Origin of the sequence: Mammaliicoccus sp. A-M4 (assembly GCF_022386955.1) — a bacterium.
GTDB classification, from domain to species: domain Bacteria; phylum Bacillota; class Bacilli; order Staphylococcales; family Staphylococcaceae; genus Mammaliicoccus; species Mammaliicoccus lentus.
Window position 1 is genome coordinate 39,439 of the sequence record NZ_JAJNHH010000006.1, and the last position, 22,077, is coordinate 61,515.

Annotated in this window: 25 protein-coding genes; 11 read left to right on the forward strand and 14 right to left on the reverse strand. The window is 31.1% G+C overall.

Annotated features, from left to right (window positions below):
* Positions 1-15: 15 nt before the first annotated feature.
* Genes LQ682_RS06665 through LQ682_RS06695 form a run of 7 tightly spaced genes read right to left on the reverse strand, consistent with a single transcriptional unit; the run spans position 16 to position 7,356 of the window.
* Positions 16-1,515 (reverse strand): tagaturonate epimerase family protein, encoded by a 1,500-nt coding sequence (locus LQ682_RS06665; RefSeq protein ID WP_218729808.1) that lies wholly within the window; start codon positions 1,513-1,515, stop codon positions 16-18.
* A gap of 26 nt (positions 1,516-1,541) precedes the next feature.
* Positions 1,542-2,789, reverse strand: coding sequence for an MFS transporter (locus LQ682_RS06670; RefSeq protein ID WP_103268705.1), 1,248 nt, complete (start codon positions 2,787-2,789; stop codon positions 1,542-1,544).
* Between the two features lie 16 nt (positions 2,790-2,805).
* Complete coding sequence (locus LQ682_RS06675; RefSeq protein WP_218729807.1) at positions 2,806-3,639, reverse strand: SDR family oxidoreductase; 834 nt, start codon at positions 3,637-3,639, stop codon at positions 2,806-2,808.
* Positions 3,632-4,714, reverse strand: a complete 1,083-nt coding sequence (uxuA, locus tag LQ682_RS06680; protein WP_103268703.1) for a mannonate dehydratase — start codon at positions 4,712-4,714, stop codon at positions 3,632-3,634. The genes LQ682_RS06675 and uxuA overlap by 8 nt, the downstream gene beginning before the upstream one ends.
* Positions 4,715-4,732: 18 nt before the next feature.
* Entirely contained in the window at positions 4,733-5,749 is a 1,017-nt protein-coding gene (locus tag LQ682_RS06685) for a zinc-binding alcohol dehydrogenase family protein (protein ID WP_231051415.1), read from the reverse strand.
* Between the two features lie 14 nt (positions 5,750-5,763).
* A complete protein-coding gene (locus LQ682_RS06690) occupies positions 5,764-6,708 on the reverse strand; it encodes a sugar kinase (protein ID WP_037539266.1) in 945 nt (314 codons plus the stop codon).
* Between the two features lie 9 nt (positions 6,709-6,717).
* Positions 6,718-7,356, reverse strand: coding sequence for a bifunctional 2-keto-4-hydroxyglutarate aldolase/2-keto-3-deoxy-6-phosphogluconate aldolase (locus LQ682_RS06695; RefSeq protein WP_103268701.1), 639 nt, complete (start codon positions 7,354-7,356; stop codon positions 6,718-6,720).
* Positions 7,357-7,514: 158 nt separating this feature from the next.
* On the opposite strand from LQ682_RS06695, the gene LQ682_RS06700 reads away from it, so the two are divergent.
* Positions 7,515-8,267 (forward strand): IclR family transcriptional regulator, encoded by a 753-nt coding sequence (locus LQ682_RS06700; RefSeq protein WP_016999501.1) that lies wholly within the window; start codon positions 7,515-7,517, stop codon positions 8,265-8,267.
* Positions 8,268-8,311: 44 nt separating this feature from the next.
* Here the strand turns inward: LQ682_RS06700 and LQ682_RS06705 are convergent, their stop codons facing one another.
* Positions 8,312-9,154: a LysR family transcriptional regulator gene (locus LQ682_RS06705; protein ID WP_239724051.1), complete on the reverse strand. Its 843-nt coding sequence runs from the start codon at positions 9,152-9,154 to the stop codon at positions 8,312-8,314.
* 97 nt (positions 9,155-9,251) lie between these two features.
* On the opposite strand from LQ682_RS06705, the gene LQ682_RS06710 reads away from it, so the two are divergent.
* From LQ682_RS06710 to LQ682_RS06740, 7 genes are all read left to right on the forward strand, one after another.
* Positions 9,252-10,238 carry a YeiH family protein gene (locus LQ682_RS06710; protein ID WP_239724054.1) on the forward strand — a complete coding sequence of 329 codons (987 nt, stop codon included), beginning with the start codon at positions 9,252-9,254 and terminating at the stop codon, positions 10,236-10,238.
* 92 nt (positions 10,239-10,330) lie between these two features.
* The gene (locus LQ682_RS06715; protein WP_103268698.1) at positions 10,331-11,119 is read left to right on the forward strand and encodes a trypsin-like serine peptidase; all 789 of its coding nucleotides are present in this window, start codon (positions 10,331-10,333) and stop codon (positions 11,117-11,119) included.
* Positions 11,120-11,348: 229 nt separating this feature from the next.
* On the forward strand, positions 11,349-11,906 hold the full coding sequence (locus LQ682_RS06720; RefSeq protein WP_275591502.1) for a TetR/AcrR family transcriptional regulator: 558 nt from the start codon (positions 11,349-11,351) through the stop codon (positions 11,904-11,906).
* A 107-nt stretch (positions 11,907-12,013) separates the two neighbouring features.
* Positions 12,014-12,859 carry an NmrA/HSCARG family protein gene (locus tag LQ682_RS06725; protein ID WP_103268697.1) on the forward strand — a complete coding sequence of 282 codons (846 nt, stop codon included), beginning with the start codon at positions 12,014-12,016 and terminating at the stop codon, positions 12,857-12,859.
* A 112-nt stretch (positions 12,860-12,971) separates the two neighbouring features.
* Positions 12,972-14,327, forward strand: a complete 1,356-nt coding sequence (gene mgtE / locus LQ682_RS06730; protein ID WP_064211242.1) for a magnesium transporter — start codon at positions 12,972-12,974, stop codon at positions 14,325-14,327.
* A 223-nt stretch (positions 14,328-14,550) separates the two neighbouring features.
* Positions 14,551-15,138 carry an undecaprenyl-diphosphatase gene (locus LQ682_RS06735; protein ID WP_239706291.1) on the forward strand — a complete coding sequence of 196 codons (588 nt, stop codon included), beginning with the start codon at positions 14,551-14,553 and terminating at the stop codon, positions 15,136-15,138.
* Between the two features lie 87 nt (positions 15,139-15,225).
* On the forward strand, positions 15,226-15,642 hold the full coding sequence (locus tag LQ682_RS06740; RefSeq protein ID WP_103268694.1) for a DUF2188 domain-containing protein: 417 nt from the start codon (positions 15,226-15,228) through the stop codon (positions 15,640-15,642).
* 125 nt (positions 15,643-15,767) lie between these two features.
* Here LQ682_RS06740 and LQ682_RS06745 read toward each other — a convergent pair whose 3' ends face one another.
* Entirely contained in the window at positions 15,768-17,270 is a 1,503-nt protein-coding gene (locus LQ682_RS06745; RefSeq protein ID WP_239706269.1) for a carboxylesterase/lipase family protein, read from the reverse strand.
* 435 nt (positions 17,271-17,705) lie between these two features.
* Positions 17,706-17,903: a DUF6440 family protein gene (locus LQ682_RS06750; protein WP_103268692.1), complete on the reverse strand. Its 198-nt coding sequence runs from the start codon at positions 17,901-17,903 to the stop codon at positions 17,706-17,708.
* Positions 17,904-17,971: 68 nt separating this feature from the next.
* On the opposite strand from LQ682_RS06750, the gene LQ682_RS06755 reads away from it, so the two are divergent.
* Complete coding sequence (locus LQ682_RS06755) at positions 17,972-18,283, forward strand: thioredoxin family protein (protein WP_016999490.1); 312 nt, start codon at positions 17,972-17,974, stop codon at positions 18,281-18,283.
* Between the two features lie 19 nt (positions 18,284-18,302).
* Here the strand turns inward: LQ682_RS06755 and LQ682_RS06760 are convergent, their stop codons facing one another.
* Genes LQ682_RS06760 through LQ682_RS06775 form a run of 4 tightly spaced genes read right to left on the reverse strand, consistent with a single transcriptional unit; the run spans position 18,303 to position 20,333 of the window.
* Entirely contained in the window at positions 18,303-19,523 is a 1,221-nt protein-coding gene (locus LQ682_RS06760; RefSeq protein ID WP_239724058.1) for an MFS transporter, read from the reverse strand.
* A gap of 59 nt (positions 19,524-19,582) precedes the next feature.
* Positions 19,583-19,789, reverse strand: coding sequence for a hypothetical protein (locus LQ682_RS06765; RefSeq protein WP_016999488.1), 207 nt, complete (start codon positions 19,787-19,789; stop codon positions 19,583-19,585).
* Between the two features lie 21 nt (positions 19,790-19,810).
* On the reverse strand, positions 19,811-19,996 hold the full coding sequence (locus tag LQ682_RS06770; protein ID WP_016999487.1) for a helix-turn-helix transcriptional regulator: 186 nt from the start codon (positions 19,994-19,996) through the stop codon (positions 19,811-19,813).
* Between the two features lie 13 nt (positions 19,997-20,009).
* Entirely contained in the window at positions 20,010-20,333 is a 324-nt protein-coding gene (locus LQ682_RS06775; protein ID WP_103268690.1) for a hypothetical protein, read from the reverse strand.
* A gap of 128 nt (positions 20,334-20,461) precedes the next feature.
* On the opposite strand from LQ682_RS06775, the gene LQ682_RS06780 reads away from it, so the two are divergent.
* Positions 20,462-21,004, forward strand: a complete 543-nt coding sequence (locus tag LQ682_RS06780) for an MmgE/PrpD family protein (RefSeq protein WP_239724060.1) — start codon at positions 20,462-20,464, stop codon at positions 21,002-21,004.
* Entirely contained in the window at positions 21,005-21,784 is a 780-nt protein-coding gene (locus LQ682_RS06785; protein ID WP_016999479.1) for a transporter substrate-binding domain-containing protein, read from the forward strand. It begins immediately after the preceding gene.
* The last annotated feature ends 293 nt before the right edge of the window (positions 21,785-22,077 follow it).

The window sequence follows — 22,077 nt, forward strand, 5'->3', positions numbered from 1 at the left end:
CACTTTCTTTCTCTATTATTTAGAAATTATATTTAATAATTCTAGATGATGACCGATATGTTTATTTAATAATTGATAATATTCGTCTTCATATTTTTCTAAAACATTATATATATCTTTTTTGAATAAATATTCATGTTTTTCATTTTTAGCAGTTAATAATAATCCATAAGAAACATGTAAAACTTGTCGAGCATTATCATCTTCTAAGTATGTTCGATATTCTGCTTCTTCTAAATCTTTTATCGGTGTAATATTATCAATATCAGGGGTAATGTGATAATACTTTTGAGTTTCAGGGAAATAATCAAAAGAATATTCATGTAGTTCTTTATATAATTCTGGTTTATATATTGATATTAATCTTATAGCTTCTAACCAATTAGTTCCTGCAGTTTTAAGGTGAAATAGCTCCTTAGTTTTTTCATTTATTAAAGGAAATACTGAAAATTTGTCACTACCAGAATGTATACTTAATTTATATTGAAAGTGATTAGCAATTAGTGCATGAATTTTTAAATCTTTTTCAAATTGTTTTATGTCACCCATATAATCAATACCTTTTTGAAATTCTCCACAAAATCTCGGAGCTAAACTTGTTACCTCAACACCTTGGTCATATAATTCTTGTGCGACAAAGAAATGATCAAATGGAGATGTAATTGTCTTCGTTTCATCTATAGAGATTTCGAAATCGATATCTCTGTCTAAAGTTTTAATATAAGTTTTATAAACATGAACCATATATTCTAGTGCTTTAGTATAAACTACAACAACTTTCATAAGGTCTGGTTTACTAAAATCAAGTGACTCATTATTAACTTTGAAAGTTTTGTCTAGATATTTATTTTCATAGTATTTTCTAGTCTCGTCATCTAATCGATTATATGCACTTTCAATATCGGATTCATCATCTAAGTTTATATCGTTTCTTATATAATCCGAACAATCCAAAGTAAGCATAGAAATTCCTAATTTTAATTCATGTTCAATATCCTTTTCTTTCTTTAAATGATCTCCATCTGCTCCATAACCGCCATCATATCCTTCTTGAATAGCTCCGAATGCTGCTTTATCTATAACATCTTCCATTGACCGGTTTGTTAAATCTAATTCTCTAATACTTTGTTGAGCAAAAATAGGTTTTGCATCAGTTTTATTCATTGCCAAGACGTGGCCTGGGGTTGCTACCCCTAATCTATCTCCCAGACCTATCGTTGTTTGTTTTCTACCAAAAGCTTGAGGTTTCGTAAACTCAAAATAATCATTTAAAACTAATCTGTTCTCATGACTTAAGTCACATAATTTTGCGTCATTTCTAATTAATTCACCTGTTAAATCATTAAATAGAGAGCCTTCTCCGACAGCTATTATATATTTAATCCCATCATATTTAACCATAATGAAATTTGTTTCTTCATAGTTGTGCAAAGAACTTTTGTATATCTTTATTTCATTTGAAATTGGTATTTTTTTATTTTTCAATGGTTCAATTATTTCTAATAAATTATCCATTAAATATTCCCCTTTTTAAAATATGCTTATGCTTCTTCTGGCTTTGCTATTGGTTTCACAAAGAAAATAACTGCAATTGAGGCTACTACTGCTAACCCACCTGCCAATAAAAATGCCGCTGTATAAGTTCCAGTAGTTTGAATAATATAACCTGTTACAGTAGGACCAATAATACCTGCTGTGTTAGCTAATAAATGCATGAAACCACCAACTGAACCTACATTATTACTATCTACAACATCCTGTACAATCGCCCAATATATTGCGCCAGTTAAATACAAGAATAGTACTGATAACGCAACTAAAGTTACTGCTCCAACCGTAGTGGTAACAATACCTGATATTCCTATACAAACTGCAGAGATAAATAAACAAACTACAAGAACAACTTTTCTTGAGAATAAAACACCTTTTTGAACTGTGTGTTTATAAACAAAATCTGATACGATACCACTTAAAGCTAGACCTAAGAAACCAAGTAACCATGGTATTACTGTAATTAAACTCATATTTTCTACACTTAAATTTCTAGCGTTTACTAAATAACTAGGAAACCAAGTTAAGAAGAAGAATAAAATATAGTTATAAGCAAAAAATGCAAATGCCGTGAAAAGTACAGTCGGATTTTTTAAGTAAAATCCTAATTTAAATGTTACAACTGGAGCTATTTCTGCTTTTTTATCTATTGTTGTTTCTTCTATACGATCAGGTTTTTCTTTCGCAAAGAACCACCAAGAGATTGCCCAAACAATACCAATAATCATGATAGCTACGAAAGATACCCTCCATCCTAAATGTAATGCTATAAATCCTACTATTGGTCCAGATATTGCGCCACCTAATGGCGTACCACTATTAGCTAAACCAACTGCAGTAGCTCTTTTAGAAGGTGGATACCAATTATTCACCATTTTGTTGATAGTGGCACTTAATGGGCCTTCTCCCATACCAAAAAGAACTCTGACTATAAATAAGCTCACAAAACCTACTACTAAGACAATTGCTCCACTAAATAATGACCAAACTATCATCGCAACAAATAATGTTATTTTGGCTCCGAATTTATCTGAAGCTATGCCCCCAACGAAATTAAACACTGCATACCCAATGGAAAAACTACTAAAAATTATTCCCATTTGACCTGGAGTCAAATGTAAATCAGATTGTATAAATGGTGCTGCTACTGAAAGAGCAGATCTATCTAGATAATTAATCACACCTGCTAGAAAAAGAAATACTAAAATTATTTTTCCATCTTTGTTTATTTTCCCCATATTTTCATCCCCTTAATTAAACACCAGAATAAGCCATAAATCCGCCATCAACAGGTACAGTTATACCATTTACAAAAGAAGAGTATTCTTTATCTAATAACCATAAAGTTGTACCAATTAATGCTTCTGGTTCTCCGAATTGGCCTAGTGGTGTTTGGCTTATAATTTTATTTGAACGCTCGGTTAGACTACCATCTTCGTTTAAAAGTAAATCTTTATTTTGTTCTGTTAAGAAAAATCCTGGTGCTATTGCGTTGACTCGTATATCTTCTTCTGCAAAATAAACTGCTAACCACTGAGTGAAATTATTAATAGCTGCTTTAGCTGCACTATAAGCTGGTACTTTAGTCATTGGTGAATAGGCACTCATAGATGAAAAATTGATTATGCCTGCATGTTCTGACTTCAATAATTCTTCTCCAAACACTTTTGCTGCAACAAATGAACCAATAAAATTATTATTAAACACTTGTTCAAACCCACTTTTTTCTAAACTAAAAAAGTTTTTCTTATCTTTTGAATCATATGCTTCATCTTCAGTTATAGCATCTGGATGATTTCCGCCCGCTCCGTTGATTAAATAGTCAATTTGTCCATAATCAGTTAAGATTGCTTCTTTTGCTTTAACTAAATCTTCTTCACTTGTAACATCTGCTGAGTAATTATTTGCTGTTCCGCCTTCTTGTTCGATTTCTTTAACAATTTGCGCGCCTTTTTCAAAGGTACGGTTCAAAATTGCAATTTTCATATCTTGTTTTGCTAATGCCTTTGCTATTGTGCGACAAAGCACTCCACTTCCACCGGTAATTACAATAACTTTACCTTTTAAGTTTTCGTGTTTACTAAACATTTCTTTCACCCTCTTTTTCAAGTTGATATGCATCCCAAAGCCCATTAAGGTACATAATACCTAATGCTCTGTCATATAAACCGTATCCTGGACGACATTCTTCTTTCCACAAGTGTCTTCCGTGGTCTGGTCGAATATAACCTTTATAATCAGAATTTGATAAATGTTTCATAATTTGTTTGATATCTATATCACCATCTTCTGTATAATGAGAAGTCTCAACAAAACTACCATCATCTGAAATGTGAACATTCCTAATATGCATAAATGGAGCATGCTTATGGTATTTTTCTGCTATTTCAGCCATATCATTCTTCTTAGAAGCTCCCATCGAACCAGTACATAAAGTTATCGCATTATTAGGACTATCATTGATTTCAAACATTCTTTCATAACTTTCTGCTCCTGTGATAATACGTGGCAAATTAAATATAGAATATGGAGGATCATCTGGGTGTATCGCCATTTTTATACCGCAACGTTCAGCAGTTGGTATGATAGCGTTTATGAAGTAACTAAAGTTTTCCCAAAGTTTTTCTTCATCCACACTCTTATAAGCTTCAAATAATTCAGAAATTTGGTCGAGCTTTTCTTTTTCCCAACCCGGCATCGTTAAATTATTACTAGAACTCGAAACTGTTTCAATCAACTCTCTAGGGTCTAAACTTTTCACTTTTTCATAATCAAAATATAAAGCTGTAGAACCATCTTCAAGTGGATGGAACATATCTGTTCTTGTCCAATCAAATATTGGCATAAAGTTGTAACAGATTACTTCTACACCATATTCAGCTAAATTCTCTATAGTTTTTTTATAATTCTCAATAAGTTCGTCACGTTCACTGTTACCTAATTTTATTGATTCATGAACGTTAACGCTTTCTACAACTTTAGCGTTAAATCCATGTGATTCTATAAATTCAACTTCTTCTTTAATTTCTTCTTTCTCCCATACAGCACCAACTGGTTTCTCATGCAAAGCCCACACTATCCCAGTTGTATTAGGTATTTGTTTAATATCTTCTAACGAAATTGTATCGTTATTTCTTCCATACCAACGAAAAGTCATTTCCATTGTCATCATCTCCCCTGTTTAATTGAAATTGATAATTGCTTTTTTAACTTGATCCGGATGTTCATCTATAAATTGGAATGCTTCTTTCACTTGATTCAAATCATACTGATGAGTAACTAAATCAAAATCATCAAATTTATGTTGTTCCATATTTTCAATTACATCTTTAAATTTATAAGTTTGTAATCTTGAACCCACAATTGTTAATTCATTTTTAGTAATTGGCATTTGTGTAATATTGGCCGGTTTTTCATCAAACCCTAGAACAACAACCCTACCCGCAGCCGAAGCAACATCAATACTTAACTCAAAAGTTTTTGGCATACAAACTGCATCGATTGATACATTAACGCCTTCACCGTCTGTTAATTTATTAATTTCTTCGATTAAATCTAAGTTTTGTACGTTTATCGCAACATCAGCACCTTGTTTTTTAGCATAATCTAATCTTGATTGATCTAAATCAGAAATATATACCGTTACATCTTTCAACTTAGCGTATTTTAGAATGCACAATCCTATCGGGCCTGCACCTTGAATTAGTACTGTATCTCCATCTTGTAAATCTCCTCTACTCGTGGCTTGTGCACCTATAGTTAGTGGCTCAATTAAAACACTTTTTTCAAACGGAACATCTTGATGAACTTTATGTAATTGTTTCTCATTAGCAATAAAGAATTCTCTCATCCCTCCGTCTTCATGAACACCAAACACTACTAAGTTTTGACATACATTTGGTCTGTCTTTTTTACATGCATAACATTCACCACATGGTGTTATAGGTTCAACAACTACATGGTCTCCCACATTTAGTTCAGACTTTCCATAAACTTCTTCTACTACACCCACTACTTCGTGACCTACTACTCGTGGTATCGTAGCTAATGGATTAGTTCCGTGTAAAATATGTCTATCTGAACCACATATACCAACTTTTTTAGTTCTAACTAATATATTCTTGCTTTCATCTGGTACAGGCTTATCAATTTCTTCTATAACAATTTCATTTTTATCTATCACTCTAGCTGCTTTCATTTTTCACCCTTCTTTTATCTCAAGATTAGTTTTTCATCATTTAAAAAATTCTCAACTTGTTCTAGATATGGTAGACCTTCATTATCTCCTAATACTTCAGTCACCATGCCACCAACAGCATTTGCAAAAACCACTCTTTTTTCAGCATCATAGCCTCTACTCATTGCATACAAATACCCACTAGCAAATCCATCTCCAGCTCCTACTGTATCAATCGGGTTAACCTTAAATACTTCTTTATCAAATTGTTTATCCTTACTTACATACTGCGTTGATAAATGGCCACGTTTTACAATGATTTCATCCAAATGACATTCTTCTAATAATGATTTTATGTCTTTAAATGGCGTAGCTATTTTTAATACTTCAAGTTCATCATCACTAGTGAGTAAGATATCTGCATAAGGAAGTAATTCTCCTAAGAAACTACTTGCCGTTTCTTTATCCCATGTTTTAAGCCGGATGTTCGGATCTAAGCTGATTTTGACATCATGTGCACGTGCTTTTTTCATTAATGATTTAATTAAATCAATTTTATGATGTAACAATGCAACAAATACGCCACTAACATGAAAGTAATCAAAATTTCCAAAGTCTACACTTTCAAGATCTTTTTGAGTAATTCCCTTAATCGGGGCAGTGTCTCGGTAATAAAATGAAGCACCGCTTCCATCTGCATTAATTTGTTTAAAATATACTGAAGTCGATTTTTCTTTAACTTGTTCGATTATTTCAGTATCAATTCCTTCGCCTCTTAATACATTGATAATATGTTGGCCAAATTCATCTTTTCCTACTTTTGAATAAAATGTAGTATCAAGTCCCAATCTACTAGCACCAATTGCTACATTTAATTCTGCACCACCAATTGTCCTTTCAAATGTATGATTGAATCTTAAAGGACCTTTGTTTTTAGGGTTCATAGCAATCATCGAATCCCCTATTGTGAATAATTTCATCAATCCCACTCACTTTCGTCTATTTCTATAAGCGTCAACATAAGCTTTTGCTTTTTCTGATATTACTTCATAATTATTTCCATTGAATCTTTTTGTTAAATCACTTCCAATGCCTACTGCAAATGAACCTTTTTCAATCCATTCTGAAATATTTTCTAAATTAACTCCCCCTGAAGGCATTAATTCAACATTTGGAATAGGTCCTTTAATATCTTTAATGAAACTTGCACCCAAATGTCCACCAGGGAATAGCTTTACTAAATCTGATCCATAACGTAATGCTTCAATAATTTCGGATGCACTACTACACCCTGGTAAATAAGGTATTGAGTAAATGTTACAAACCTTAGATATTTCAGTATCTAAATGAGGACTTACAATATACTGAGCACCTTTACTTATTGCTATTCGAGCTGTAGTAGCATCTAACACTGTTCCTGCACCTAAAACGATGTCACTTCCATACTCTTTATTGACTCTTTCAATAACAGATTCTGCATTTGGCACAGTAAATGTAATCTCTATATTTTTAAATCCACCTCTAATTATTTCGTCAATAATCTTTTTCGTTTCGTCTTCGTTACTGCCTCTTACTACTGCTACTAAATAATGTTCATGCAGCTGATTCAATATTTTATATTTTTTCAAAATTTACCTCCGTTCCATATTATGATACAATGTATTGTATAGCGATATTTAGTATTATTATAACGCTTATGTAAACGTTGTCAATTGTTTATGTAATTATAAAAAACTACTATATATGACAATATATGTGATATATTTTTAATAAAGAGGTGATTAATATGGCTTCAAACGTGCAATCTATTGATCGTGCTTTAAATATTTTAGAAATTATTTCAGAGCAAGAACAAATATCTTTGAAAGATTTAGTAGAAGCGACAGAATTATCAAAAGCAACAGTCCACCGTCTTGTAAATTCATTAATTACTAACGGATATGTACAACAAGATCCTTTAACTAACCAATATCAAATTACTTTTAAAATGTTCCAATTAGGAAACAAACGTGTACAAAATATTGATTTCTTAAATGTTGCTAAAAGCATGATTAGTCAATTGATGACGACTGTAGGTGAAACTTGTCATTTAGTTGTAGAGGATAATAATGAGGTTGTCTATATTGATAAATTTATTCCAAGTGATAACAACCGTTCAATGGCGTCTAAAATTGGGAAACGTGCGCCAATGTATTGTACGGCGGTAGGTAAATCTATTCTTTCAACTTATGAAAATGAAATGATACAAGAAATCTGGAATCAATCTGATATCGTTAAACTGACTGATAATACTATAACTGACTACAATCAGTTTATAGATGAGATAGCCACAATACGTGAACAAGGTTATTCTGTAGATAATGAGGAAAATGAAAAAGGTATATATTGTGTGAGTACATATTTCGTTAACTATCGTAATGAAGTGCAAGGTGCGATTAGTTTATCTTTCCCTACAACGGAACTACACAGAAAAGAATTTTTTGTAGAAGAATTACAAACATGTGCAATAAAAATTTCTAGATTACTTGGTTACCATTAAAAAGACCCCAAATCATGTTCGTAAGAACTAGATTTGGGGCTTTATTATTTAAAACCATATTTTTTTATCTCATCGACAATAGTATTATATTTATTCGTTTTATATCTTGAGTTATTTGATACTATAAAGAAGTTTCTATATAAGTCTACTTCGCTTGTTTCTATATATTTTCTATCGGTTGATTTGATAGAGAAATTAGAGAGTATTGTATAGCCCATATTTTGTTTTACTAATTCTAGTATAAGTTGATTGTCATTAATGACGACTTTGCGTGACGGCAAATTCAGTTGTTGTAATAGTTTGTCTTGGTAATATCTAATTCCTGACCCTGTTTCTCTTACATAACATCTTAATTCATTTAAAGGTTTTTTATTTTGCTTATTTTTTATGATTAATAATCTATCTTCTGTTAATACTTCACTGTTAATTTTATCGTCGATTACAGGTTTTTCTATTATTCCTAAGTCAATCGTATAATCTTTCAAATGCGTAATAATATCTGCAGAGTTGTAAATATAAATATGTATGTTCAGATTTGGATATTTCGTTTGTAAGTATAGCGTAAGATCTAATAGTTTAGATTGTCCGAATGTATGGCTTGTACCTATAACAAATTTACCTTTTACTTCTTCTTTATGTGCGTTTATTCTAGTGTGTAATTGTTCATCTAACAACGCCAATTGACAGGCATAGTTATACAGTTCTTGCCCCTCTTCTGTCAATATGATTTCTTTTCGTGTATTTTCAAAAATTTTAATTTGGTATTTTTGTTCTAAATTTTTAATATCTCGACTTATGGATGGTTGTGATTTGTATAATTTATTTGCTGCATTAGTAAATCCGTCTTCTTCTACGATTGCTTTTAATATATTGAGTTTATCTTCCACAAAAGCACCTCCATAACATTTTTGTTATAGTATATATTTAAAAATGGCATTTCACAAATAATTGTTCTCATCATAGAATGTATGTGAGGTGAAGACAGTGAGTATTAAATTAAATAAAGCATTTTTCCTAGGTGTCGGTTTTACGCTAGTTGTTGCAATTGCCAGCATATTATTATCAAATTTACCAATTTTAAATAAAGTTGGCGCACTTGCGATAGCTATCATCACTGCGATTTTGTACAGACATTTCCTAGGATATCCAACAAGATACGTAACAGGTATCGAATTTTCTTCTAAAAAACTACTACGTTTAGCTATAATTTTGTACGGGTTAAAATTGAACTTGTCTACAATTATTAATGAAGGCGGGACATTATTATTACTAGATGTCGGTGTAGTTGCTTTTTCAATATTCTTTATTATTTTCTTAAATAAAATTATTAAAGGAGATAAAAACTTAATTCTATTATTAGGCGTTGGTACAGGGGTATGTGGTGCTGCAGCGATAGCAGCTATTTCTCCTATTTTGAAATCTAAAGAAAGTGACGTTGGCATAAGTGTTGGATTAGTAGCAATAATGGGAACGATATTCTCATTAACATATACACTTCTATATGCTTTATTCCCTATGGATCCTGAACTTTATGGTATATGGTCTGGTGCTAGTTTACATGAAATAGCACATGTTGTATTAGCGGCAGATGCAGGTGGTAGTGAATCTCTAGCTATTGGTTTATTAGCTAAATTAGGCCGAGTATTTCTATTAATTCCTTTAAGTATTATTTTCTTAATAATCGTTAATAGAAAAAGAACAAATAAAGTTTCTCAAAAAATTGATTTTCCATACTTTTTACTTGGATTTTTAATTATGAGTGCGGTAAACACATTTGTAGCTATTCCAGAAGGTGTATTAAGTGTAATCAGTACAATTACTAACGTCATACTTATTATGGCAATGGTAGGATTAGGATTAAATGTTTCATTTAATGACTTAAAAACAAAAGCATTTAAGCCAATGGTTGCAATGGCAATAACTTCAGTAGTACTTTCAGTTATTGTATTTTTTGTCGCTACGATTTTATAAGATGATTAATGGGTATAACAAAGATATCATTTAATTTCGAGAAAGATTGTGATTAAACTATGTTATATCTTAAATTATATTTAGTGCTTCTCATGTCATTGTTTAATTATATCTTTATTCCTCATGATGAGCCTATAACTTATAAAGATACATTCAATAAAGCAACACATTCAGACTATAATGATGCTTTTAAAATAGGTTCACAAATACCGAACGATTTATTAACGCTTAAACTATACAACACACATAGTAAAAACCACATTGAAGCAGTAGGTAAAATATCATCAGATGAAACTGGTAAATCAGGTAACGGAGCAACTGCCTTTGTTATAGATGATTATACAATTATTACCGCTTCACATGTAGCAAGTGATAAAGTTGGTAATAAAGAAACAAAGCAATTTTATTTCTATCCTTCAAAAGCAGATCAACGTGTACCTATTAAATTCAAAGTTAAAAATTTTCATAAGTCATCTGAAAGAGATGTGGCTGTACTCATCACTCAACAACGTTTGTCGACAAAGATTAAGCCATTAAAAATTGCATCAGAACAAGAAATAAAGGATTTGAAACCTAAAGAACCGCTTTATATGTTAGGTTATCCAAATAAAAAACCATATAACGGACAATTCATGTATCAATCAAATGGATATTACCTTAAATCAACTAAAGATTACATTGAATATATCGGACATTTACACAGAACAACTGGGTTTTCAGGATCTCCAGTATTAAATGAACACAATCACGTGGTTGGTTTGCATGCTCACGGTATAAGTCCTGAAATTAATACAAAGCATCAATCCACACGAGACATATATACAGGCGGTCCATTAATAACAGGAAAAACACGTGATTTTATCAATCAGCATCGAGAGTAATACTATATTAGTATTTTCAGAACACTTATTCGTTGTAAATAAGAACTAAATAGCATTTCTAACTCATAATAAAAACTTCGGGAATCAGGCGAAATCTTGATTCTCGGAGTTTTTTATTTAGATATATAAGTACTCGTTTCTCTTTATTTGTAATTTATTATATGTTCCCTTACAACAAACGGAGAGGTATCCGTTTATTAAATTTAAAGTCCCTTCAGAGGTGAAACAATTGAGGAAAGATGCAATAGAAAATCGATTAAGAATTGAAAATACAGCTAAAGAATTATTTGAAATATATGGCGTTGAAAATACGAGCATGAATCGTATATCTAAAGAGCTAGGTATTGGAATGGGCACCTTATACCGTCATTTTGAAGATAAAAGTGCTCTTTGTTATAAATTAATCGAAAATGATTTTGATAGACTTTTCAAAGAGATGGATTATGCAGAACAAAATAACCAAATAACGAATTATGAAAAATTTGGAATTTACTTAGAACTCTTTATTGATTTTAAATCGAAACATTTAGACACTTTAAATTGTGTAGAGAAAAGAGAGTTTCATGGCGACTTTAGAGATACGCCAACATTTCAGAAATTATCCAAGAAATTTTGGAACACTTTCGATAATGAAGAAAGTCCTGAATGGAAGACATTTAAAACTGATATGTTATTGAATGCTTTGTCCACTAAATCTTATCAATATCAAGTGGATAAGAGAGGATTAAACAATGAACAGTTAAAACAATTTTTACAGAACTTGTTTAATATGACTGAGGATTTTTAATAAAAGTGTTCGAAAACTGAAGCGATGCCTCAATAAAACTTAATATATTTATTTATATAATATTTAATTTTTATACAAAATTCTATTAATAAATCGGAGGTTTTATCATGAATAATATTAAAACAATTTTAGTAATCGGCGCATCAGGAAACCAAGGTAATGCAGTAGCTACAAATTTACTGTCTGATGGTTGGGCAGTACGTGCTATGACACGTAATCCGGAACAACCCTCTATACAAGCACTTAAAGAAAAAGGCGCTACTGTGGTTAAAGCGGATATGGATGATGAACAATCACTTTCAGATGTAATGAAAGGTGTTTACGGTGTGTATAGTGTACAATCATTCGATAATAATGATCCTGAAAAAGAAATACGACAAGGAAAAAGAGTTGCAGACTTAGCTAAAAAAGCTAGCGTTTCTCATTTTGTATATAGTTCAGCAGCAGGTGCAGAAAGATATGATGGAGCTCAAAACTTTGCAACAAAATGGCAAATAGAAGAGCACATCCGTTCTTTAGATTTACCTTCTACAATTTTAAGACCAACATTTTTCATGGATAATTTTGAAGGATTTGCAAAACGACAAGATGGAAAGATCGTCATCCAAGGGTTTATGGATCCTGAAATCAAATTACAAATGATAGCTGTACAAGATATCGGTGCTTTTGCTAATATCGCTTTTAAAAATCCAGAACAGCTTATAGGAGAATCTATCGAAATAGCTGGTGAAGAAAAAACATTAACTGAGATATCTGAAAAAATAAGTAAAACATTTGATGCTCCTTGCGAAATTGTAGATTCACGAGAAAAGTTCCAAAAAATGATGAAGATGTTTGAATGGTTTGAATTCGGAGGTTATGAAGCCAACATCTCTAAATTACGTGAGATAAACCCTCAGCTTCTTGATTTTGATGCTTGGGTTAAACACTCTGGATGGAATCCCCTAAAATAATTTAAATGATTAAATATAATTTTTTAAATTTTTAATTAATATTTTTACCATTGCTAATTTAACAATATAATCTAGAATTGGTTATGTACTTATTTTAATGGATTAAGGAGGAATGGCATTGGACGAATATATTAACGAGCGCCTAACTCAATTACTAGAGCGCAACGAAGTCAGTGATTTTAGAGAAGGATTTTTACACTTGCACGCCTATGAGCAAAGTGAGTACTTCGATTCGCTTTCTACAGAAGAACAGAAAAAGGTTTTCGAACTTCTATCTCCTGATGAAGTAGCAAACTTCTGGAGTTACTTAGAATTAAGTCAAAAAGAAGAAAAATCAATGTTCGATGAAATGAATGCAAACTATGCAAGTGAAGTTCTTCAAAACATGTCAGATGACGATGCTGTTGACGTACTTAATCTATTAAGTAAAACGCAGCGCGTTAGCTTGTTAACGATTATGGATAAACATAAATCTGAATCATTAAAATCATTACTTAATTACGAGGAAGATACTGCCGGCGGTATCATGACTACTGAATATGTTTCGTTAACGCCTGAAATGAGTGTAAGAGAAGCACTTATGCACGTTAAAGAGAAATCATCTTCAGCTCAAACAATTTATGCACTTTACGTTGTTAATGATCAAAAAAAATTAATAGCCGTTATGTCATTACGTGATTTAATTAACGCCGATATGGACGACCATGTTAAAAACGTAATGAACGAAAACTTTGTGAGCACAGACGTTGCAGAAGACCAAGAAATTGTTGCTCAAACAATTCAAGACTATGACATCATCGCCATTCCAGTTGTAGATTATCAACATCATTTACTAGGTATCATTACCGTTGATGATATCTTAGACGTAATGGAAGAAGAAGCTAGCGAAGACTACTCAAAATTAGCTGGTATTAATGATGTAAAAGAGACAAAAGAATCTGTTTTACAAACTGCAAAAAAACGTTTACCGTGGCTTATCTTACTTACATTCTTAGGTATGATAACTGCTACAATATTAGGTTCATTTGAAGACACACTTGAACAAGTCGCCCTACTTGCAGCATTTATCCCTATTATTAGTGGTATGTCAGGTAATACAGGAACACAATCATTAGCCGTTTCCGTACGAAGTATTTCTACTGGTGATATGGAAAAAGAAAATAAAGTCAGACACGCATTACACGAGTCCGCGAGTGGTTTTATTTCTGGTTTAGTATGTAGTCTTATACTGTTTTCTATCATTGTAATACTATATGGCCAACCATTATTAGCAACTATCGTTGGGATAAGCTTAACGACAGCTATGACAGTTGGTACAACAATCGGATCACTTATCCCATTGTTTATGAACAAAATAGGCATTGATCCAGCAGTAGCAAGCGGTCCATTTATTACTACAATAAACGATATTGTCAGCATGTTAATCTACTTTAGCCTAGCAACTTCATTTATGAGTTATTTAACATAAATATTGTGATGAGCAAGCATGCACTTTTAAAATCAATTATATAAATAAAACTCCCATTTCCGACATTCAAAGTCTAACGAATTGGGAGTTTTTTCAAAATGGAGATTGATACCTAGTACTATTTTTTATTTTGAGGTTTATCTTGTTGCTTCACTTTGGTATAGTCAGAGATTAACTATATTAAACTTTAAAATTAAAATTATAGTATTGAAGGAATGGTTTTATGAATTTATCGGAAATAAACATTGAACTATTTAGAATGTTTAATGATTTAGGAAAAGAAATAATATTTTTAAATCCAATAATGATATTTTTTGCTAAGTATATGAAATACTTTTTACTTTTCGGGATCATCATGTATTGGTTTACTAGAAAACGGGAAAATAGGATTATGATTATTAGCAGTATGTTTGCTTTTGTGATCGCGGAAGTATTTGGAGCTATAGCGGGAGCGATTCATTCCAACAATCAGCCATTTGTTGAGTTAAACAATGTTAATCAACTTATTGGTCATGCGATTGATAACTCATTTCCGAGTGACCATGCAATAGAATTTTTCTCGATATGTATTACCTTTTTACTTTTCAAAAAGAATTTAAGATGCGTATGGTTAGCAATAGCTATTCTAGTAAGTTTTTCACGCATCTGGGTAGGCGTTCATTATCCTGCAGATATATTAGTCGGAGCAATATTAGGTATAATAGGCGCTGCACTTTGTTATTGGATCATCCCTCAATTAAATGTCATTAAAAAGCTAATAGACATCTATGAACAAGGCGAAGATTACGTCCTCTCCAAAGTATCCAAGTAGTTAAATTCTATATGAGAGTTACCATTGTTTCATTTTTCTATAAAGTGGTATTGATATGTATAGATATTATGAAAGGATGAATTGTATATGCCTTGGACGATGGACGATTATCCGCAAAGTTGGAAAAACTTCGAAAAATTAAAACGAAAAAAAGCAATTGATATCGGTAACGCTATGCTTAAAGATGGTTATAAAGAAGAAGATACAATTCCTATCGCAACCGAACAAGCGGAATCATGGTATAAAGATGCATCTAAAAAAGAACTCGATGAACTCAAAAACAAAAAAATTACTAAGCACGAAGAAGACGAGTCATCAAACCCTGAATTAAATGATCGAGATGTCCACGTTTATTATGAAGATGATAAATGGAAGATTAAAACAGACGGCGCTAAGCAAGCCAGTGACTCCTTTGATAAAAAAGAAGATGCACTGAAAAGAGCAAGAAACATCACATCTAACCGTGGAACACAGATTATAGAACATAAAAAGAATGAAAATTAAACACAAAAAGAGGCTGGGACATAAATACATGTCTCAGCCTCTTTTATTATAATGGCAGTAGCTGACTGGTATGAATATGCCCTTATAATAAGCTTTTTTCATACCTAGTCATCTACTGCCAAGAATTACTCATATAGTTTTAAATCATCCCAAATTGCAAAATAATTAGAATTAGGATTATTTAATACTGAACATTTTGTGTTAATAATATACGTCAATTGAGTATCATTTGTATATTTCGGCCATTTTAAAGGTAATCCTCCATTAGGGTTACCACTAATTGCAAAGTTTACAAATGAACCATGTAATACATTTCTAACTTTTTTTAAACCTCTGTTCTTAACAGTATTAAGAATACGATTTTTATTACTAATTTGTGTATTTAAAGCTGGACTTACATCTGCGCCGTGATGTGCACCTAGACCAATCATTTCTTTTAGAGGATTTGAATAATCAAAACGATACATATAAACATCATTGTAATTGCTTTGAGCTATAGCACATTTAATTGTGTTCGCCCAAAACAAACGGTCTCTCCCTATTTCAAACATTGCTTTTTTCTCAGATTGATTCCCATACAATTCTTTAAAATATGGATATTTATCTAATCGATTATTCCTAGATAACATCGTACTTACTTCGCTCCAACTTTTAGGGATTGCGTGCATAGAATAAAAAAGTGTCCCCTCATCACGACATGTACCAAACATACATTTAACATCTTTATTTATACCTTCATTCAAAGCATCCCATGGTTTTTTAGGTATTAAATCATCTATGACTGGACCTGTCACAAAAATACCTGGATTTACAGAGCAACTTTCTTCAAACACAGCTTTGGATGGATTAATCATATTTTCAACTGGCATTTCCTTTAATTTATAAATATCTTGCGAATCTAATCCTAATTTATCAAAGAATATTTCATTATTTAAATCATGCGTTTTTTGAGTTGTAATATTACCAGATAGTCCGCTCATTGCTATAGCTTTCTGAAAAGTTCCTTTAGCTTTAGGTGCTGCTAGTAATGAATAAACAGCTGTACCTCCGGCAGACTCACCTGCAATAGTTATATTATTAGAATCTCCACCAAAGTTTTCAATGTTATTTTTAATCCACTGCATCGCCAATATCATATCCGACACCGCACAGTTTGAATCAAAACTACTATCTAATTTCGAAAAATTGTAAAATCCTAGAGGACCAAGACGATAGTTAAATGAAACACCAATAACACCTTGTTCAGCAAAACTTTCTAATGAATAAGCTGGTGAAGATGCTTCTCCAATATGATTACCTCCACCATAAATCCATACAAAAACTGGCGCTTTTTTAGTACTTTTAGGCGCCCATATATTTAAATTTAAACAATCTTCACTTGAACGTATATTTTCATTGGCTAGACCCATCTTTTTCAAAATTTTTTCATCAGTAAATTGATATGGACGATTACCCATCTTTGTACACTCTTTAGTTCCTTGCCAAGGTTCAGGGGATTGAGCTCTTTTAAATCTCAATTCGTGAATCGGTGGTTTAGCGAAAGGAATACCATACCATTTATTTATATTATTTTCTTGAAATCCTTGTACCTTGCCATATTTAGTATTAATTAAAAGATTATTATTCAAACATATCACTTCCGAATCATATAATAACATTCCTAATCTACCTATTATTATAGGATTACCCACTTTTTAATAGTTACCATTAAGTCGCTCTTTTTTTATATTCATTCAATTTTTGGAACCTTTAAAACAATCATCACTCAATTATTTAAGTGAAAAAATAAAAGAAATATAACAAGCATCCAAATAACAATGCGACACTAACAAAATAAATAATCATCTTCTTTTTTTCAGAAAGATTTTTCTCTTCTTTAGATAACATCGAGTACACATCGCTATCTTTTCCCATAAGAATCGCTAAGGAATATAGAAGCATCAAGAAGGTCAAAATAATTAATATTATAAATGCTATAAACATATTTGATCTCCTTTCTTCATATATGAGACCTGTTATAGTTTCAATATAGCCAATATAAAGGTGCCAATTTATGATATATTTTAAACTTTATCAACGATCACTTTTCTGTTTTCATCTAACAATGGTGTAATTGAGTTTCCTGCGTTAGCAAACTGTAAATAATTCACGCCTGTTTCACTGTCAACTAACACAATTACTTTACCTAACGTACCTAAATTTTCATTAGATTTTATGTAAAATCTTTTATCCTTTTTGGGATTATTTGTTTTACCAAACATATTTTCCACTCCTTATCATATATCATGTTACAATACTTGTTATTATAATCAAATCAGAAGGTGATAATATGGAAATCATTCAAAATTTCGATGAATTCAACACTATCATTCATTCGAATGATTTTGTATTAATTTATGTATCAAGTGAAAACTGCTCTGTATGTAAAGCAGACCACCCTATCGTTCAAGATATAGTAAATGAATATAATATACCCGCTTATGAAATTGTGGCAAATGACGTACCAGAAGCAGTAGGACAATTGAATTTGTTCACGTCTCCTGTTGTTATGCTTTTTTATAACGAAAAAGAAGTTCATAGACAAGCACGTATTTTAGACTTTAATGAACTACGTTATCGCATAGAACAAGTAGTAGGATAAAACATAAGTTTTTAGTGTTCTAAACTGCACCATCATATCTTTTTAAATATTGGTATAAAAAAGCTATTGCTATGCTTAATAACGTCGTAAGCAAGAATGATATTAAATAAAAATAATTATGAATATCAAATAATATACCCGATATTAAAATTCCTGCAGGCATCATAATTTGAGACATTGTTTGATGCAAAGCAAGATATTTTCCTTTAATATTTTCGGGTACATTTTTTTGAACATAAATATTGATTGGGATATTACTCAATATGATTCCTATACCCATAATAAACATGCTTACAAAATAAATAATGACTACAAACTGGCTAGTTAAACCTATTGTTAAAGGCGTACATAATATAAGAAGACCTAAAGCTAGTATTATCATTGCGCATTGCATATTAAATATTAATGATCCTTTATTTTTAATTCGAGGATACACAACTCCAAATATAATTCCTGCTATTGGCATAGCAGTCTCAATTAACCCTAGTTGTTTAGAATTCATATTAAATAAAGTAACAAAACTCCCGGGTATGCCAACTGTTATAAACCCAAACATAAAATTAATAATAGCCCCTGATAAAATAATTATAAATAAATCTTTTTTCATCTTTAAAAAATTAAAAACTGTCTTATAACTATTAAAAAATGTATCTTTCATTTCTTCTATTTCATTTTCAACATTTAGTTTATTAAAGCTAATAAATAATACGAACAATAAAGAAATTAATTCAGTTATCAGCATTATAATCGTAAAAGTTTTTATATCAAAATATGCATAAATAATACCGCCTAATACTGGTGCGCCAATTTGTATAATATTTTGTATGACATTTCTATACGAAACGGTCTTATCTAAATATTCTTCACTTACTAAAGTTAGAAGTCCACTATTAAAAGCCAAAGTTACCGCTATATCTGTGATTGTAAGTATGGTAACAATGATATATATGTATATAAGTTGATTAAGACTATTAGGAATTATATATATTCCAATAATTGAGATTACTGAAATACACTGCATTGATATAATAAAAAGTTTTTTATTAATTTTATCTATGTAATAACCCATAAGTGTACTACCCAATATAAAAACAACAGAATAAATAATGATGATATTCGAGAAACTTTGAACACTTCCAGTAATATTTAAGACGTGAAAAGATAAAGCGAAAGTAAATAATTTACTTCCTATAATACTGAAAAAAGTAAATAAAATTATGAATAAGAAGTTTTTCTTCAAGAAAAATCACCACTTTAAGTTTTTATACATTATACACATAATACACTAAAGGTGCTATATTATATCTTCGTTTTATATTTATAAAAAGTTAGAATACTTGTGAATAAAATAAGCCCTATTAATAGAATTAGCCACACGACATCAAATTCCCCTGTTGTGAATTTTGTATATAAATTGTATATCACTAGCACAATTAAAAAATATGCTGTTGTCCATTTTGAAGCGATATAAAAATGCTGTTTCTCCATTTCGTCTTGCTTTTTCAATTTGATTCCTCCTAAAGCTATTTATGAAAACAATTCATCTACTGTTACATTAAATTCTTTAGCCAATTTGAATGCCAAAGCTAATGTAGGATCGTATTTATCGTTTTCTATCGCATTTATTGTTTGTCTTGTTACTTTTACATTTTTACTTAATGTATCCTGTGAAATCCCTAATTTTTTACGATATTCCCTAATTCTATTTTTCATTATTTTCCCGCTTTCAATTGTACTTTTTATTTACCATTATTACATTTATACAATAGTTAACAAGTAATACAACTAAAAATACTATTTCAAGATTTTCCGTAAATACATTATTACCATCACCTTTAAGCCCTGATATTTTTAAGGCAATGTAGGACATAATGATAAGAAACATGAATCCAAATGTTCTTGATAATACTTCTAATCTCATTCTTAGTGCTCGTTCGTCTAATCTTTTTTCTCTACTAAATTCTTTAGTATCAATCGTAATAAATTTAAAATAAAATTGCCACATCACAAATGTGATAATAATAAAAGCTATCCACTTCAGTACATTCATAAATTACTACTCCTTAATGTCAAAAGTATTTTACATTTTTATGATAACATTTCAGAGATAAATGTCAAATACTTTTGACATTTATAATTTAAAAAAGCCTATCTCAAATTGAGATAGGCTTTTGCTATATGAGAGGTTTTGCTAATTATCATTTGATCGATGCTATTAATAGTATTAAAGCAACTAATGTCATTCCTATAGATAAAATTGAAACAATTGATATTATTTTCCCTTCAAATGGAGATGCAGCACTTAAATACACTCATCCAACAACTGGTCAAGAAGGAGCTTTTAGTGCAGAATATGTGTCCTCCTTATTACTATTAGGCAAGCATTTAAACCCTGAACAATTCTTAAACAATCCTATTCAGTCAGAAATACATGAATTAATGGCTAAGGTACATAGACTGTATGATGACACAATTGTTCCCAATAAATTTGCATTACCCAAAAATCGATTTACAATTGTAAAAATCAAAATGAATGATGGGACTATTTATAAGAAAAGAATAGATACACCTAAGGGCAGTCCATATAACCCATTAGCTCCAGAAGAACATTTAAATAAGTTAAAACATTCTTCTCCCATACATTGGGAGAATATCAAACAGTTTTACCAAATTATAAACACTGACGCTTTACACCAATTTATACACAAAGGAGTTTGCTGAATGAAAAAAATATTCACTTTATTAATCATTGGTTTAATTATACTAGCCGGTTGTTCAAATGATTCAAGTAAATCCGGTAAAGATAAAGGTACCATTGTTGCAGGTACAACAGGACAAAGTTACCCAAATTCTTATGAAAAAGACGGTAAATTAGTAGGTTATGATATAGAAGCTTTCGAAAAAGTTGCACATGAAGCAGGATATAAAGTTAAATGGGTAAAAGCTGATTTTTCAGGCATTATGGGTCAATTGGAATCAGGAAGAGTAGATACAGTTGCTAATGCTGTTGCAACTACTGATGAGCGCAAAGAAAAATATTTATTCTCTGATCCGTATTCATATATCGGCAGTCAAATTGTGACTTCATCTAAAAATAAAGATATTAATAACTATGAAGACTTAAAAGGAAAAACAGTATCAGGTATATTAGGATCAAATCACACAGAAGCACTTGAAAACTTTAATAAAGAAAATAAATATGGCATCAAAACAAAAACATATGAAAATCGTGAAGGCGCCCTACTCGACTTAGAGAATAGAAGAATAGACGGTTACGTAAACTCAGACTCAGTATTATCTGCAGACAAAAACAAACGTGGAAAAGATATTAAGTTCGTAGGTAAACCATTTAATGTTGTTGGCACAAGTTTCCCATTCACAAAAGAAAATAAAGACTTGCGCGATGAACTAAATAAAGAACTTAAAAAGCTCAAAGAAGACGGTACACTAGCCGATTTATCTGATAAATATTTTGGCACAGATACAACAACTAAAAAATAATAATTAAATACAGGCCGATAAAATTATCGGCCTGTATTTTGTATTTGCGGTTCGATAATTTATTTTTATCGACCTGTATTTCGCATTTGCGGTTCGATAATTCCTTTTTATCGAACCGTAAATTCATCTCCAAGGCTTTTATTAGTAATCACACCTATATAAGGGTATAATTATACAAAAGTTTTATTTTCACATCTGTACTTTTATTTTGCTCTGCTTTGTCATACATGGCAGAGTTGATGTGACAAAGTTACATTTAGTATTCATTGTATATAGACTCGCTTCTCCGTAAG

Coding starts and splice junctions, on each gene's coding strand:
- LQ682_RS06665 (WP_218729808.1), bottom strand. CDS start 1,515: ATGGATAATTTATTAGAAATAATTGAACCATTGAAAAATAAAAAAATA.
- LQ682_RS06670 (WP_103268705.1), bottom strand. CDS start 2,789: ATGGGGAAAATAAACAAAGATGGAAAAATAATTTTAGTATTTCTTTTT.
- LQ682_RS06675 (WP_218729807.1), bottom strand. CDS start 3,639: ATGTTTAGTAAACACGAAAACTTAAAAGGTAAAGTTATTGTAATTACC.
- uxuA (WP_103268703.1), bottom strand. CDS start 4,714: ATGGAAATGACTTTTCGTTGGTATGGAAGAAATAACGATACAATTTCG.
- LQ682_RS06685 (WP_231051415.1), bottom strand. CDS start 5,749: ATGAAAGCAGCTAGAGTGATAGATAAAAATGAAATTGTTATAGAAGAA.
- LQ682_RS06690 (WP_037539266.1), bottom strand. CDS start 6,708: ATGAAATTATTCACAATAGGGGATTCGATGATTGCTATGAACCCTAAA.
- LQ682_RS06700 (WP_016999501.1), top strand. CDS start 7,515: ATGGCTTCAAACGTGCAATCTATTGATCGTGCTTTAAATATTTTAGAA.
- LQ682_RS06715 (WP_103268698.1), top strand. CDS start 10,331: ATGTCATTGTTTAATTATATCTTTATTCCTCATGATGAGCCTATAACT.
- LQ682_RS06725 (WP_103268697.1), top strand. CDS start 12,014: ATGAATAATATTAAAACAATTTTAGTAATCGGCGCATCAGGAAACCAA.
- mgtE (WP_064211242.1), top strand. CDS start 12,972: ATGGCATTGGACGAATATATTAACGAGCGCCTAACTCAATTACTAGAG.
- LQ682_RS06735 (WP_239706291.1), top strand. CDS start 14,551: ATGAATTTATCGGAAATAAACATTGAACTATTTAGAATGTTTAATGAT.
- LQ682_RS06740 (WP_103268694.1), top strand. CDS start 15,226: ATGCCTTGGACGATGGACGATTATCCGCAAAGTTGGAAAAACTTCGAA.
- LQ682_RS06750 (WP_103268692.1), bottom strand. CDS start 17,903: ATGTTTGGTAAAACAAATAATCCCAAAAAGGATAAAAGATTTTACATA.
- LQ682_RS06755 (WP_016999490.1), top strand. CDS start 17,972: ATGGAAATCATTCAAAATTTCGATGAATTCAACACTATCATTCATTCG.
- LQ682_RS06770 (WP_016999487.1), bottom strand. CDS start 19,996: ATGAAAAATAGAATTAGGGAATATCGTAAAAAATTAGGGATTTCACAG.
- LQ682_RS06775 (WP_103268690.1), bottom strand. CDS start 20,333: ATGAATGTACTGAAGTGGATAGCTTTTATTATTATCACATTTGTGATG.
- LQ682_RS06780 (WP_239724060.1), top strand. CDS start 20,462: ATGAGAGGTTTTGCTAATTATCATTTGATCGATGCTATTAATAGTATT.
- LQ682_RS06785 (WP_016999479.1), top strand. CDS start 21,005: ATGAAAAAAATATTCACTTTATTAATCATTGGTTTAATTATACTAGCC.